The sequence below is a fragment of the Paractinoplanes tereljensis genome, from assembly GCF_016862435.1.
In the GTDB taxonomy this organism is placed as follows: domain Bacteria; phylum Actinomycetota; class Actinomycetes; order Mycobacteriales; family Micromonosporaceae; genus Actinoplanes; species Actinoplanes tereljensis.
This window is the reverse complement of the sequence record NZ_BOMY01000034.1, coordinates 65,518-80,641: the sequence shown is the minus strand read 5'-3', so window position 1 is coordinate 80,641 and position 15,124 is coordinate 65,518. Positions and strand designations below refer to the sequence as shown.

7 protein-coding genes are annotated in these 15,124 nt (G+C 69.7%); 2 read left to right on the top strand and 5 right to left on the bottom strand.

All coding sequences use genetic code 11. The annotated features are described in order from the left end of the window. Window positions 1–63: 63 nt before the first annotated feature. Together Ate02nite_RS25500 and Ate02nite_RS25495 are read right to left on the bottom strand one after the other, a co-directional pair. Window positions 64–1,707 carry a sensor domain-containing diguanylate cyclase gene (locus tag Ate02nite_RS25500; RefSeq protein ID WP_203809832.1) on the bottom strand — a complete coding sequence of 548 codons (1,644 nt, stop codon included), beginning with the start codon at window positions 1,705–1,707 and terminating at the stop codon, window positions 64–66. A gap of 28 nt (window positions 1,708–1,735) precedes the next feature. Continuing rightward, window positions 1,736–6,055 carry a PAS domain S-box protein gene (locus tag Ate02nite_RS25495; protein ID WP_203809830.1) on the bottom strand — a complete coding sequence of 1,440 codons (4,320 nt, stop codon included), beginning with the start codon at window positions 6,053–6,055 and terminating at the stop codon, window positions 1,736–1,738. A 243-nt stretch (window positions 6,056–6,298) separates the two neighbouring features. Between Ate02nite_RS25495 and Ate02nite_RS25490 the strand changes: the two genes are divergently transcribed. Next, window positions 6,299–8,920 (top strand): ATP-binding protein, encoded by a 2,622-nt coding sequence (locus tag Ate02nite_RS25490; RefSeq protein WP_203809828.1) that lies wholly within the window; start codon window positions 6,299–6,301, stop codon window positions 8,918–8,920. Beyond that, window positions 8,917–10,470, top strand: a complete 1,554-nt coding sequence (locus Ate02nite_RS25485) for a sensor domain-containing diguanylate cyclase (RefSeq protein ID WP_203809826.1) — start codon at window positions 8,917–8,919, stop codon at window positions 10,468–10,470. Before Ate02nite_RS25490 ends, Ate02nite_RS25485 begins: the two co-directional genes overlap by 4 nt. An 8-nt stretch (window positions 10,471–10,478) precedes the next feature. Here the strand turns inward: Ate02nite_RS25485 and Ate02nite_RS25480 are convergent, their stop codons facing one another. The 3 genes from Ate02nite_RS25480 to Ate02nite_RS25470 all read right to left on the bottom strand — a co-directional run bounded on the left by Ate02nite_RS25480 (window position 10,479) and on the right by Ate02nite_RS25470 (window position 15,079). Further along, complete coding sequence (locus tag Ate02nite_RS25480; RefSeq protein WP_203809824.1) at window positions 10,479–11,732, bottom strand: HDOD domain-containing protein; 1,254 nt, start codon at window positions 11,730–11,732, stop codon at window positions 10,479–10,481. Continuing rightward, a complete protein-coding gene (locus tag Ate02nite_RS25475) occupies window positions 11,729–13,879 on the bottom strand; it encodes a two-component system sensor histidine kinase NtrB (RefSeq protein ID WP_203809822.1) in 2,151 nt (716 codons plus the stop codon). The genes Ate02nite_RS25480 and Ate02nite_RS25475 overlap by 4 nt, the downstream gene beginning before the upstream one ends. 108 nt (window positions 13,880–13,987) lie before the next feature. Beyond that, window positions 13,988–15,079, bottom strand: a complete 1,092-nt coding sequence (locus Ate02nite_RS25470; protein ID WP_203809820.1) for a response regulator — start codon at window positions 15,077–15,079, stop codon at window positions 13,988–13,990. Window positions 15,080–15,124 lie beyond the last annotated feature (45 nt).

Here is a 15,124-nt window from a genome sequence, read left to right as displayed (position 1 = left end):
GCACGCTCAGCACCTGGCGTCGCATCGGCGCGCGTTGATGTAATCGCCGAGCGGACGCGGCGTTCAATCAGTGGCTGCGCCGGCCGGGTCGTGCTCCGAGGCGACAACGTAGCGGCCCTTGCCGGCCGCCTTGGCGGCATACATGGCCCGGTCGGCCCTCTGGATGATCATGTCGACGCTCATGTCCTGCTCGTAGAGTGCCACACCCGCGCTGGCGCTGATGTGCTGGACCCGGTCGGCGATCTCGAAGGGCTGTTCCAGGGCGTGGATGATGCGGTCCGCGACGGTCGTCGTGTCGTCGATGGTGGCGACCTGTTCGGCCAGGACGGCGAATTCGTCGCCACCGAAACGACTGACGGTGTCGCCGAGGCGGACGCAGCGGCGCAGCCGCGCGGCGACCTCGTTCAGCACGGTGTCGCCGGCACTGTGCCCGAGCGTGTCGTTGATCTGTTTGAAGCCGTCCAGATCGACGAATATCACCGCGAACGTTGTCGTGCCGCGCTTGTGGGTCGCGATGGCGTGTTCCGTGCGTTCACCGAACAGGGTGCGGTTCGCCAGGCCGGTCAGCGGATCGTGCAGAGCGAGACGTCGCAGGTCGTTCTCCCGCTCGCGAAGCTGTACCTCGATCGCCTCCCGGCGCCGGATGTCCTCGCGTAGCGCCGCCGTCGCCCGGTCCACCGCGTTCATGGCTCGGACGCGCGCGCCGACGAGAATGCCGGCCATGGCCGCCACGAGCAGCGTCATGAGCATGCCGACACCGAAGGTGAGTGCGGGCATCCGCCGGTCGGTGTCCATCAGCAACTCTTCGGTCGGTGCGAGGCGTAGTTGCCACTCGCGCTGGCCGACGATGACGTTGCGCTCGCGGCCGAGTGCGCCGGCCCGGGGTAGGGCGTCGGTCTTGGGCCGGGCGACGATCGTGGGCGTGGAGGTGGACATGTCGACAAGCGTGACGTTGACCTTGCCCCGTGACTGCGACCGCAAGGTCTCCTGAATGAAGTCACTGCCCCGCATACCCATGACCATCCAGCCCCGGAACCGGCCGGCGTCGGGTGTGCCGAGACCGCCGTTGATCGGGGCGGCGAGCACGAACGACATCTGCTGTTCGGCACCGGGCAATGTCCGGTCCTTGAGCAGGACGTAGGTATGGCTCGCGGTGACCTGCCCGGTGGCGCGAGACGTGATCAGCGCATCCGCGGCTTGCGGCGCCTGACTCACGTCGAGCCCCGGCACCGGGGGAGTGTCGTCGAGAGAGCGAGAAAAGATCAGGAACATGCGCTCCCGACCCGGCCCGAGAGCCCTCAGCGTGAGCCCAGGCGCACCACGCTCCCGCCAGGCCGCCTCGACCTGCGACATCCGGCCGTCCTCGGCCGCCACCGCGAAGGCAACGGCGGTGGCTCCCGGCAGCCGTTGCCGGGTAAGCCGGGAGGTGATCTCCGTGAAGTCGCCGGCGGTGAAGTCCGACTGTGCCCCTACGGCCGCGGCCACATCGGACACGGTGTCGCGATAGCGGTCGGCCTCACTGGTGACCGCCCGGGCGACCTCGTCGGCGTGCTGGTCCATCAGTTGTCCGGCATGGCGCTGCTGAGCGCGCCGGACCGCGGTTGTCACCATCACCGTGCTGGCCAGGCCCACGATGATGACAGCGACCACCAGCGCGACGGCGTGCCGTCGGCGCTTTCGGGCGGTTGGCGCCGACTCGACATTCATTCCCACACCTGGCATATCGGCGAGCCGGTCAACCGGCGAAGGTACTGGCTGCCGGCACCAAGCACTCGGCCGGCAGGGTGATGACGAAGACGGACCCACCGCCCGGCGCCGGCTCGTGGTGGACGTCGCCGTCGTTGGCGCGGGCGAGCTCCCGCACGATGTACAGCCCGAGGCCGGTGCCCTTGACCGTGCCGGCGGTGTTCTCCGCCCGCGTGAACCGGTCGAAAAGGTTCGGACGCAGCTTTTCCGGGACGCCGGGGCCGGCGTCGCGGACCGCGATCCGGACCAGGCCGTCGTCCGGGAGGGTGGCCGTCAGGGCGGTGGCGCCGCCGCCGTACTTGGTGGCGTTCGACAGCAGGTTGGTCAAGATCTGGCCGAGATGTCCGGGCTGTACGTACGTGGTAAGTCCGGCGGGGCAGTCGATGGGCACGTTGTCGGCACCCCGGGCGGCCAGGGCGGCGTCGAGATGGTCGCGGACGCTGACGGTCTCCGGCGTCGCGGTGAGCTTGCCGGCATCCAGCGTGACCATGGCCAGGACTTCCCGGACGATGCCGTCGAGCAGATGAGCGTTGCGGTCGATGGCGCCGAGCATGGTTCGTTGCCGCGCGGCGGGCATCTGGTCCCAGCCGTCGTTGATCAGCTCGGTGTAGCCGAGGATGGAGGACAGCGGGTTGCCGATCTCGTGCCCCAGCATCCCGATCAGGTCTTGTTTGAGGTGGTTGGCGGCCTGCAGTTCACTGTTGCGGTCGGCCAGGTCGGCGATCGCCGCGTCCCGGGCCTGCTCGGCGGTCTTGCGGTCGCTGATGTCCTGGAAGATGGAGACGAACCGGTCGGGGTGGCCGGGGTCGTTGCGGATCGCGGACACCGTCACGTGCACGTCGAGGCGGCTGCCGTCAGCGCGGATCAGCTGGCATTCCTGACGGTAGGAGTCGGCCTGGCCGGTGATGATGGTGGCCAGCGCACGGGTGCGGTCCGAGTGTGCCTCGGGGGCCAGGTAGTCGGTGATCCGGGTACCGAGCAACCGATCCGCGGGGTGCCCGAGCATGACGGCGAAGGCGGGGTTGACCTCCTGGATGCGGTCGTCGGCACCGCGGATGATCTGGCCGATGGCCGAATGCGCGAACTGGGAACGGAATCGCTTCTCGCTGGCTTGCAGGGCCTGTTCGGCGGCGCGCCGGGCGGTCACGTCGGTGTTGATGGACAGGACCGCGACCGGTCGTCCGTCCACGTCGCGCTGTAGAGCCTTGCGGGACAGAATGGTGACCTGGCAGCCGTCGGCGCGGCGGTGCCCGAGTTCACCGTCCCACGAGCCGTGTTGGAGCAGCGCATCGGTGACTTGCTGCCGGGAGGCGTCGTCGTGCCAGGTGGTGCCGAGAAGCCGGTCCAGGTCGTGCCCCACGGCGACGTCGGCGGCCCAGCCGTAGATCCGTTCGGCGGCGGGATTCCAGTAGGTGATGTGGCCGCCGAGATCCCGGACGATGACCGCGTCCTGGGTGAGGTCGAGCAGCTGGGCGCGCTGCCGGAGCTGCTCGTCGATCTCCCGGCGGGCAGTGACGTCCTCTACCTGGGTGACCAGGTAGAGGGGCCGGCGTGCATCGTCGCGGACGACCGCGACGTGCAGCCGGACCCAGACCGTGTGCCCGTCGGCGTGCCGGTAGCGCTTCGCGGTGGTGAACGTGTCGGTCTCCATCCGGAGCACCGCGGCGAGGGCCCGGTCGGTCTCGGCCCGGTCGTCCGGGTGGTGGAACTCGTGCACGGGCATGCCGGCCAGTTCGGACACCGGGTAGCCGGTGATCGCCGCCATCGCCTCGTTCGCCTGCAGCACGACGCCCAGGCTGTCGGTACGCATGCTGGTCAGGACCATGCCCAGCGGGCAGTTGTCGAACGCGGACCGGAACCGAGCCTCGCTCGCCTCAAGCGCGGCGACCGCCTGATTGGCCTGCTGCAACAGCTGTACGCGGTACTCGGCCGCCTCGGCGTGCTGCAGGGCGCCGGACAGCGCGTCCGCGAGCAGGGTGAGCTGCTGGGTGTCGGCGTCGTCGAAGGTGTTCGGTTGACGGCTGGTCACGCCGAGGGTGCCGATGGCGGTGCCGTCGGCGAACAGCGGCGCGATGATCATCGAGCCGATGCTCCCGGCCTGGCATGCCGCCCGATCGACGCGCTCGTCGGCGGCCGTGTCGTCGCTGCGCAGCGTGGTTCTGGTCCGGATGGCCAGGCCGGCCAGGGAGCCGTCGCAGGCCACCTGCCTGCCGGTCATTTCGGCGAGCGTTCCCGCGGCGGCCTGGGCCTGTAGTCCGGCGCCGTCGATCAAGGCGACGACCGCGCCCTCGGCGGCGGGCAGCGCTGCCAAGGTCCGCTCGGCGACCAGGGCCAGGGTGGCGCCACGGTCGGAGGCGGCCGCGGCAACTTCACGCTGTGCGGCGATCGTGGTCCGCAGCCGGTCGGTCTCCCGCGCGGCCAGGGCCTCGGCGGACTTACGAGCGGTGATGTCCTCGATCTGGATCAGCCGCTGCGGCTGCCCGTCCGGGTCGGTGATCGCGGTCATCGTCACCTGTGCCCACGCCACCGTGCTGTCGGCGCGGACGAATCGCTTCCGCAGGGCGGCGGTCGCGCTCGGGCCTTGTCCGATCCGGGCGGTCTCCCGGTCGCTGACCTCGAGGTCGTCGGGGTGGACGAGGTCGCGATAGTCGCGGCCCACGAGGTCTTCGACGCTGATCCCGAGCATCGTCGCGAAGGCAGCATTCACCTGCTCGGACCGGCCCTGCTCGTCGGTGATGACCATGCCGAGCGGGCTTGCCTCGAAGGCCGCCCGGGATTGCTCCTCGCTGCGCCGCAGCGCCTCCTCGACCGTACGGGCCTCGGTGATGTCCCGGGCGCTGGCGATCGACAAACCCTGCCCGGGCAGCGCCGCGCCGGTCCACTGCAACCACCGGTACTGCCCGGCCTTGCCCCGGCAGCGGGTGGTGCCCACCGGGTTGCCCTTCACCGGGTTGGCCGGCCGGTCATCCGGGTGGATCAGGGAGCTGAGGTCGGTGCCGCGCAACTCGTCCCCGGTCCAGCCGAGGACCTTCTCCCAGGCCGCGTTGGATCGGACGATGGTGCCGTCCGGGGTGGTCAGCAGATGCAGGTCCGGGGAGGACGAGAAGGTCACGTCCAGGAGTTCCTGGCTGCGCCGCTCCGCATCGACCTCGACGATCTGCGACAGGAAGTGCAGCGGCCGGCCATCCTCGTCGCGCATCAGCGTGACGGACAGCTGGCACCACACCGCCCTACCGTCTTTTCGCAGGTAACGCTTGTGCATGCGGTAGTCGTTGATGTCACCTGCGATCAAGCGGTCCACCTGGGCCAGGTCGGCCTCGAGATCCTCCGGGTGCGTGATGGTCTGAAAGTCGATGGCCATCAGTTCCGGCATCGTGTAGCCGGTGATGGCCGCGATGGCCGGGTTCACCCGGAGCCAGGCGCCGTCCAGCCCCACCAATGCCATGCCGATCGGCGACGACTCGAACAGCGAGCGGAACCGCGACTCGCTGTCGGCCAGCGCCTGCACGTGGGCCTGGCGGTCAGTGATGTCGTGCAGGAAGGCGTGGAACATGGTCGTACCGCCCTCGACCTGCGCCTGCAACGTCATCTCCACCGGGAACTCCCGCCCGGCCCGGTCGACGGCGATCATGTCGAGCCGCTGCCCGGCCAGTTGTGACGCGCCGGCCCGGCGGACCCGCTCCAGGCCGGCCTCATGCTGCGCACGGAACCGCTCCGGGACGATCAGGTCGGTCAGCGGCCGGCCCAGGGCATCGACCTCCGGCCAGCCGAACAGCCGTTCCGCGGCGTTGTTCCAGGTCCGCACCAGGCCGGCCTCGTCCGCGGTCACGAACGCGTCCGCTGCCGCGTCCACGATCATCTGGATACGACGGGTCTCCACCAACAGGTCCGCGTGCGAGAGCCGCACGGCGATCTCCGCCTCGACGGCCGACGCCAGATCCTCGATCATGGCCAGTTCGTCCGCCGACCACTCCCGCGGCCGGGTATCGATGACACAGAACGAGCCCAGCGTCTGCCCCTCCGGGGTACGAAGCGGGAAGCCCGCGTACGCGACCATGCCCAGAGCCTTGACCGCCGGATTCTCGCGCACCCGATGGTCGTACCGGGCGTCCGTCACGATCAACGGCGACTCCGACACCACGACGTGCCGGCAGAACGAGAACGGCAATGGCGTCTCCCGCCGGCTGGCCGCCGGCTCCGGCAGGCCAACGGAACTGGCGAAGAACTGCCGGCTGTCATCCACCAGCGACACCAACGCCACTGGCGTCCCGAGCAGCCGCGTCGCCAGCAGCGTCAGGCGGTCCAGCATCGCCGCACCAGGCGCGTCCATCAGTCCCGTAGCACCCAGAGCCCGCAACCGAACAGGATCACCCAGCCGCGCCGAATCCCACGCGATCGAACCAGACACCGAAGAAGCCACCATGCAAGGCGAGATCGGCCCCCACCCCAGCAAGCTGAGTCACTCGACCCTCCCGCACCCGCAAGGCAACCCCGACGCCGGTTCAGCGAATCAGGCGCTCAGGTTCTCGTCGCGGCTGCCGATCGTGGCTGTGTGCGGACCACCGCAAGAGGGGTTCTGGCCAGGTCCTGGTCGGCAACGATGCTGGCCGTCCTGGTGGCATGCGTCGGTGCCGGCCTGGCGGTGGTGGTGGGGGCACTGGTGGCCCGGGGCCAGCACGACGCGGCCGAGCAGCAGCTCGCTCGGCGGGCGACCCTGGTCGCCGAGGCGGTGTCGAGCGAAACCGGCCGCTATGTCGACACGTTGCGAACGGTTGCTGCGGCGACCGGGTCGTACACCACCTTGACGGCGGCGAAGTTCGCCCAGGTGGCCGAACCGCTGACGGAGATGCGGCTGGCGGGCGCCACCTCGATCGTGTACCTCGTGCCGGTTGCCCATGCCCGGATAACCTCGGTGCAAGCGCTTTGGCGGTCCCGGGGCGTTCCGGACCTGACCTTCGCTCCCGCCCATTCCGGTGGTCAGCACATCTTCTCCGTGTTCAACGTGCCGTTGGACGGGGTGACCACGCCTCGCTTCGGCCTGGACGTCACCCAGGCTCCGGCACCGACCCAGGCGTTGGACCAGGCCCGGCGTACCGGACGGGTCGCGATCTCGGCGGCCTACCAGCTGATCATCGATCAGAACCTGCCGGCCGAGCGGCGGCAGCAATCGTTCTCGCTGACAGCGCCGGTCCGCGGCCCACCGGACGCGCGCGGGGATCGCCCATTCCTCGGATGGGTGCTGATGGGCCTGCGTGGCCAGAACTTCGTCGGTGCCACCCTGAATCAGGTGTCGCAGAATCTGCTCGATGTCACCCTGCGCACGCAGAACGTCGACGGCGTCGACGTCACGGTGGCCACCCAGCCGGCCGGTGTGTCGGGACGCCGGGACCTGTCGACCACGGTCGACGTGGGGGTGGCCGACCGGCAATGGCAACTGCGGGTCCAGGCACCGGGCAAGCGACTACCCGGCGGCGTGACGAAGCTGCCCGGTCTCGTGGTCGGTGCCGGTGTCGTGGTCGGTCTGCTCCTGGCCGGCTTGGTCTGGGTCCTGGCCACCGGCCGCGCTCGGGCCCGGGCACAGGTCAACCGGGCCACCCGGGACCTGACCGCGGCGGAATCGGACTCCCGGCACCAGGCAGGCCTGTTGACGGCGATCCTCGACAGCATCAGCGACGGCGTTGCCGTGGTCGGCCCCGACGGGAAGTTTCTGCTGTACAACCCGGCTGCGCGGGTGATGCTCGGTGTCGAGGCCGCCAATGACGGTACCCAGGATTGGGCGACTCACTTCGGCACCTACCGGCCGGACGGACAGGAGCCCTTCCCCTCCGCCGAACTCCCGCTGGTCCGGGCGATGGGCGGCGAATCCGTCGAGCAGGTCGAATTGGTCGTCCGCAATCCGGGGCACCCCGACGGCGTGGTGCTCACCGTTTCGGCGCGTCCGCTGCAGACCGGCAGCGGTCATGCCGGTGCGGTCGCGGTGTTCCACGACTTCACCGATCGCAAGACCGCCGAGATCGAGCTGCGCGCTGCTCGCGACCAGCTCGCCGAGCATCAGGCATACCTGACTCAGATCCTCGACGCCATCGATGTCGCCGTGCTCGCCTGCGATACGACCGGAGCGATCCTCCAGGCCAATCGGGTCGTCCATCTGACTCTGTTGCCGGGCGGTGAGTCCCGCACCATCGCCGAGGCCTTCACCGGCGCCGGCATCCGGGGCAGCGACGGTGCGGCGATGGCCGTCGCCGACATTCCGCTGATCCGGGCCCTGGCCGGAGAGCAGATCGACGGTGCCGAGCTGACGATTCCGCTTCCCGGCGGCGCGCACCGGATCATGGTGATGGACGCCCGTCCACTGCACGCCGCGAGCGGACGCATCATCGGCGCGGTCGCGTCCGCCTACGAGGTCACCGCCCAGCGGGAACGTGAGGCCGACCTGCGGGCGTTCGCCGGTGTCGCCGCCCACGACCTCAGCGCGCCCTTGGCCGCCATCGCCGGGTTCGTCGACATTCTCAGCGAGGACCTGGCGGACGGTGTGGAACCGGCGTCGCTGACGGCCACCCTCACCCGGGTCGCCGACGCCGTGAAACGCATGCGGAGGCTCATCGACGACCTGCTCTCCTACGCCACGGCCCGCGATCGGCATCTGAACCGCGAACTGGTCGACCTCAATATCCTGGTCGCCGAGGTCATCGCCGAACGGACCGCCCATCTCCGGTTCACCCGCGGCGGCCCGTCCGACCAGCTTCCCAGCATTGTCTCCGAGTCATTACCCATCGTCGACGCGGACAAGGCGATGACCCGTCAGTTGCTCGACAACCTCATCGGCAACGCCATCAAATACACGCCGGCCGGCGAACCGGCCCGCATCGTCGTCTCGGCTGAACCCGACGTCGGCGGCTGGATCCGGGTGCAGATCGCCGACCGCGGTATCGGTATTCCCGCCGGCGACCAGCCCCATGTCTTCACCTCGTTCCATCGAGCCGCCGCCCACACCAGCTATACCGGCACCGGCCTGGGCCTGGCCATCTGCCACCGGGTCATCAACCGCCACGGCGGTACCATCACCGCGAGTGACAACCCCGGCGGCGGTACGCGAATCCAGTTCACCCTGCCCGTATCCGCCCTTCCGGCGGCCCCGCTGGAACCGGCCGGAGCCGGTACCGGACAGTCATGACGAACCAGAAGAGGGTGCCGACGTGGATCAGCATGCTGATCCCGGACATCCGACTTTCCGAGGAGACCTTCGCGGCGCGTCACCGAACACTGCGTGTCGTGTTGACGATGCTGTTCCCGGTGCTGGTGGGGATGGCGGCGTTCCGGGACCGTATCTACGGTCTCCTGCAGCAACCGCACGCCGGGCATACCCACGGCGAGGTGATCGTGTGGGTGCTGGTGGCCGCGACCGGGGTGTGCGCCGGCATGGCCGGCCTGGTCAGGTCCCGGCGCGGCGGGTCGCTCGTGGTGTCGCTGGGGCTGCTGTTGGGCTCGGCGGCGCTGGTGCACGCCGGTGGCGGACTGACGGACCTGCACTTCGGGTTCTTCGTCGTGCTCGGCTTGATCAGCCTTTACCAGGAGTGGTTGACGCTGGTGCTGTCCGTGGGCCTGGTCACGGTTCACCACATTCTGGTCGGGTCAGTCGTGCCCGGTCTCGTGTTCTCCGATCCCCTCGCCTGGCAGCATCCGGTGTTCTTCGCGTTGCTTCACGCGGTATTCGTGCTCGCGATGTGCGCGGTGCAACTCGCCTATTGGCGCTTCACCCGCGAGGCCCAGGTGGAGATGTACACCGTCCAGGAGCAGGCCGCCGAGCAACTGCGCCGGCGAGAAGAGCGCTATCGGGCGTTGGTGCAGGACTCCTGCGATGTCATCAACGTGATGGACCGCGACGGCGTGATCGAGTCGGTCAGCCCGGCCGTGCACGCGGTGATGGGTTACCTGCCGGAAGACCTGGTGGGCACCAGCTACTACGGGCTCATCCATCCGGACGACGTGATGGCGTTCCAGGGATTCCAGGACGTCGGCTCGGCGGCGCAGCGGGCGGAGGTCCGAACCCGGCACGCCGACGGCAGCTGGCACTGGCACGACGTGACCTGGCGTGATCTGACCGGGCACCCCGCGGTCGGCGGGATCGTGGTCAGCCACCGGGACGTGACCGAGCGGCGGGAATTCCAGGACCTGCTTCAACACGAGGCCGCCCACGACGTGCTGACCGGCCTGGCCAACCGCGGAGCGCTGCTGAAAGCCCTCGATCGAGCACTGGCGACCCTACCGGCGGGTGGGTGCCTGGCGGTGCTGTTCATCGACCTCAACGACTTCAAACCGATCAACGACACCCTCGGCCACGAGGCCGGTGACAACCTCTTGATCGCCGTCGCGAACACCCTGCAGAGATCCGTGCTGGGATCGGACACGGTCGGCCGGCTGGGTGGCGATGAGTTCGCTGTGGTGCTCGGCGACATCACCTCGCAGAACAACGCGGTCGCGGTCGCGACCCGCATCCTCGGCGGACTGGCCGAGCCCGTCACCCTCGCCGGCACCACGATCCGGTGCACGGCCAGCATCGGCATCGCCGTGACCGGCCCCGGCGGCGCCGGAACCGATCAACTGCTCCAACGGGCCGACGCCGCCATGTATCACGCCAAACGCGCCAAGGACACCGGCTGGGCGGTGTACCGCGACGACATCGTGAACGTCAACCTCTCGCACGCCGGCTCGAAGGTTCGCTGACGACGGCCTCACTCCGGCGGACGCAGTGCGGCCCGCCACCGGTGGAGGTGGTTGCGCTCGGCGGGACCGAGCGTCGTCTCGTCGATCGGGCTTGTCGGGCGGGCCCCGCACACCGGGCCGAACTCCTGTTCCACCGCCGCGTGTGCGAGCGCCACCGCGGCATTCAGGTCCTCGGCCGTGGTGGGCGTCTCGGTCCGGGCGTGCCGGGCGGCGGCCTCGACGATCTCCGAGGGCAGTCCCCACAGCGACAGCAGGCTGGCGCCGGCGTCGCTGTGCGAGGTGCCGAGGCCAGCGGACTCGAGCTCGCCGAGGGCAGGGGCACCCCTCGCGTCACTGTCCGGGCCGTTCGCGCCGGCCGCAGCGGTCTCGGCCGCCTCGCCCGCCTGCCGCCACTCGCTCACGACGACGCCGAACGGGTCGGGGCGGGATGTCGCGAGCACGAGCTGACCGACCTCGTGCAGCAGCCCGGCCGTGAAGGCGTGCGAGGCCCAGTCCTTCCCGGTGGCCAGCCGGTTGGCGAGCTGGGCGCACTGCACCGAGTGCGTGTTGAGGGCGTCCAGCCAGGCCGCGGGCAGGTGCACACCTTCGGTGAAGACGCTCACGATGTCATGCAGCAGCACCAGCCCTCGTACGACGTTCGTGCCCAGCAGCGCGACGGCCTGCGTGATATCGGCGAGCCGGCGGCCGGCGGTGCACGCCGAGGAGTTCGCGAGGTTGAGGATCTTGGCAGCCACCGCCGGGTCTCCCCCGATCACCTGGCCGATCGACGAGGCACTCGCCTTCTCGTCCTCGAGCACGCCGAGCAGCTCTGCGAGCAGCGCCGGCGGGCTCGGCAGCGACTGCACGCCGGAGACGTCGCTGATGAGGCCGGCGCTGGCCGAGGTCGTCTCCTGGGCACCCAGTACCTGTTCGATCGCCTCGATGATCTCGTCCGAGGTGGCCGGTTTGTTGAGGAACTGGTGAGCGAGCGTCATTACTCGCATGACGTTGTCGGCACTGGTCTGGCCGCTCAGAATGATCCGGGCGGTGTCCGGCGAGAGCGTTCGTACCTTCTCCAGCAGCGCGGCCCCGTCGATCTCCGGCATCCGGAAGTCGGAGACGACCACGTCGCAATGCCGTTCGCCGAGCAGGACGAGCGCCTCGGCTCCGCCGCCGGCGAACGACATCTCCCAGCGGTTCCGCTGCCCACGCAGCATCCGGCGCAGACCGTCGAGGACGCGCGGTTCGTCGTCCACGAACAGGACGTGTGGTTTCGGAGTCACGCTGCCGCCTCCATGATGTCTTCGGCGCGATGCGGTGCGGTGGGGTTCTGCAAGGGCAGGAGTACCCGGAACGTCGTGCCGGCGCCGGGCTCGGTGGTGAAGTCGACTTCGCCGCCGTGGCGGTCCACCACCAACGTCCGTACGAGCGCGAGGCCCTGCCCGGTGCCGCCACCGACGTCCCTGGTGGTGAAGAACGGGTCGAACAGCTTGTCCGCGATCTCCGGTGACACGCCGGTGCCGGTGTCGGCCACCTCGATGACGGCGTGGTCCCGCTGGACCTGGGTGGTGATGTGGATCGTGCCGCGCCCCCGGTTCGCCGACTCGATCGCGTGGGCCGCGTTGATGATCAGGTTGAGCATGGTCTGGTTGATGTCGCCGATCCGGCACGGAACCATCGGCAGATCGGCCAGATCGGTCGTGACGTCGGCGACGAAATTGATCTCGTTGGCCGCCACGATGATCGTGTTCTGGATCGCCTCGTTCAGGTCGGCGGGCTCCTTCGCCTCGCCACCCGGGTGCCCGAACGCTTTCATGGCCCGCACGATGTGGGCCACCTGAGTGACGCCCTCGAGGCACTGCCCGATGGCGATCGGCGTCTCTTCCCGGAGGTACTCGAGATCAGCCGCCTCGATCACCTCCTCGATCGGGGCGGCCGCCTCGGCGGGGCACAGCTTCTCGTACGCGTCGAGGACCTTGACGAACCCGGTGAACGCCTCCTCGATGAAGCGGACGTTGTCACCGATGAACTGGATCGGCGTGTTGATCTCATGGGCGACACCGGCGGCCAGGCGGCCCACCGACTGGAGTCTCCGCGAGTGCTGCAGCTCCATCTCCAGCCGCCGGCGCTCCGAGACGTCCCGGGCGTTGAACACGATGCTGCGCGAGCCGTCGTGCTCGGTGACGTACTCGACCACCGCCTCGGTCTCGGTCCAGGCCCGGTCCTCCCGGCCGCGGATCCGGCAGGTCTGCGCCACCGCCGTGGGAGCGGCCAGGGTGGCCGCCAGATCCTCCGGATTCAGCAGCAGCCGCATGTCGCTGCCGAGCAGTTCGGCTGCGGACCGGTCTAGCAGCCTCTCGGCAGCCGGATTGACGAACCGGATGATCCCCCGTTCGCTCGCCAGGATGAGGGCGTCCGGCGAGTGCTCAACCACGATCTTCAACCGGGACCGGCTCAGTTGCTGATCGAGAGTCAGAGCGGCCGCGTCGGCCAGCGTCGTGAGCGCGGCCTCCAGGTCGTCCGGCGGGCGCCGGGTGAGCAGCAGCACGATCATGCCGAACACATCGTCGTGCACGGCCAGCGGTGCCACCGCGACGGCGGCAGCGGGCGTCAGCTGGAACACCTGCGCGAGGTGAGCGGCGGCCTCGCCGCTCACCAGCGCGAACCCGCCGGGCACCAGGGCCGCGCGAATCTCGTCGCCCAGTTGGTCGACCGGCGCCACCCGGCCGACCACCTCCGGTTGTAGTTCGCCGTCGGCACCGATGATCCGCGCGTTGCCGCCGGCCACGATGGCGATCAGGGTGGCCCGCGCGTCGGGGTCCATGGTCAGCGCCGCCGTGACCGCGACGGCCGTGGCATCCGACCGGCTGTTCGAGGCCGCGAACTGCGCGCCCGCCTTGGCCATCGCCCGTTCCCGGATGGCCGCCCGGTCCCGGCCCCGGATGCCGCGCGCCAGCACATGGTTGACGATCAGGCCGAGGAACGCCGCCACCAGCATGGAGAGCGCGTCGGGTACCGGGATGTGCAGGAACACCGCGCCCGCCACCATGATCCCGGCAACGGTGCTGCCGCCGATGATCTGGTCGGTCAAGGAGCCGTACAGGGCCCGGAAGTTTACCCACACGAAGAGCAGGCCGAACGTGATCGCGTGCCCCGAACCGGTGGCGATGACGCACACGCCGACACCTTCGACGACCCAGGTCCAGCGCGGAAGGCCGCCGCGGCGGTAGCCCACGACCAAGGGCACCAGCACCGCGGTGACGGCACCGATCGTCACGTAGGGCTCGCCCGTACCGGTCAGGTCTGCCCGGGCGACACCGAGCAGCGTCCAGATCACGCACAACGTCAGGAAGAGCGGACGGACCTGTCCGAGCATGCTGTCCTGCTCGCGGGCCCAGTACGAGATGACGCGGCGTACCCGTCCTCCCATCGGTCCTCCTCGTCCTTCGCCTGCGCGAATGGCCGCCATCTGTTCCTATCGGCCTATCGGCTGCCGGACTGACGCGAATCCCGGTGCCCCCGCACCACGGGGGCAACGTCAGACAAGTACGGCCACCGGTTCGACGATGCCGACGCCCTCGGCGAAGTGCCGCAGACGGATGGCCATCGTCTCGCTCAGCAGTTCGCCGCCCCGCACCAGGACGAGCCCGCTGGTCGTGATGACGTCCTGGTCGACCATCATGCCCACCATGAGTTCGGCCCCGGCGACCTTCCGGGGTTTGCGCACCTTCGCGGTCGTGTACGCCCGCAGCAGGGAATCGACGAGTTCTCTCGGGTAGCCGGCGAGCCCGGCGGCGACCGACGCCGGTGATCCGCCCGCCTCCACCCCCACGACGAAGGCGATCGCGGCGGCGTAGGGCGCTTGGTCGTCGTCGACCGTGCCGGCCGGTGTCGCCCCGGCCGCGACCGGCTGCGCGGCCACCCACTCGGCGACGCGTTCGAGCCGGGGGATGCGCCTGGTCAGCTCGTATGCCAGCCGGGGATGGCTGCGGAACAGCGCCTCGGCCTCCTGGTCCAGCGGCACGCCGGCCCGAACCTGGGCGAGGACCTCACCGGGGATGGCGAGCAGCCCCACCTGCCCGAGCAGTGCGGCGATCCGTGGTTCCCAGGCCTCGGCCGGGGCGACCGCGTCGACGAGGGCGCGGACCTGCTCGCTGCGGGCCGCGGCCAGCGGGCTGGCCGCCTTCATCAGGTCGGTCAGCAGCTCCACGGTGCCGTCGAGGGTGCGCTGCAGCAGTTCCCGCTCGGCTATGACGAGTTGGTGCTGGTGCAGGGCGGCGTCCAGAGCGCGGGTCAGGTGGTCCGGTTCGCACGGCTTGGTGAGGAAGCGGAACAGGTTCCCGTCGTTGACGGCGGCGATGGTGGAGGTCAGGTCGGCCTGGCCGCTGAGGATGATCTGCACCGAGTCGGGGCTGACCTCGCGGGTACGCGCGAGGAACTCCGCGCCGTTCATGACCGGCATCATCATGTCGGACACCACGACCGCGTACGGGCCGGGGGCGCCCGCGATCTGCGCGAGCCCGTCGGCGCCCGACGTGGCGAAGTCGATGGCGTAGCGGCCGTGCAGCGAGCGCCGGAGCCCGTCCAGGAGCCGCTGTTCGTCGTCGACCATCAGTATGCGCTCAGCCACGTGCGCAGCATATGTCTCGTACGCCGGAATGATGGGCAAATGCTC

Excerpts from the sequence above, each read along its gene's own strand:
- Ate02nite_RS25475 (WP_203809822.1), bottom strand. The coding sequence starts at position 13,879 with ATGGGAGGACGGGTACGCCGCGTCATCTCGTACTGGGCCCGCGAGCAG.
- Ate02nite_RS25500 (WP_203809832.1), bottom strand. The coding sequence starts at position 1,707 with ATGAATGTCGAGTCGGCGCCAACCGCCCGAAAGCGCCGACGGCACGCC.
- Ate02nite_RS25485 (WP_203809826.1), top strand. The coding sequence starts at position 8,917 with ATGACGAACCAGAAGAGGGTGCCGACGTGGATCAGCATGCTGATCCCG.
- Ate02nite_RS25495 (WP_203809830.1), bottom strand. The coding sequence starts at position 6,055 with ATGCTGGACCGCCTGACGCTGCTGGCGACGCGGCTGCTCGGGACGCCA.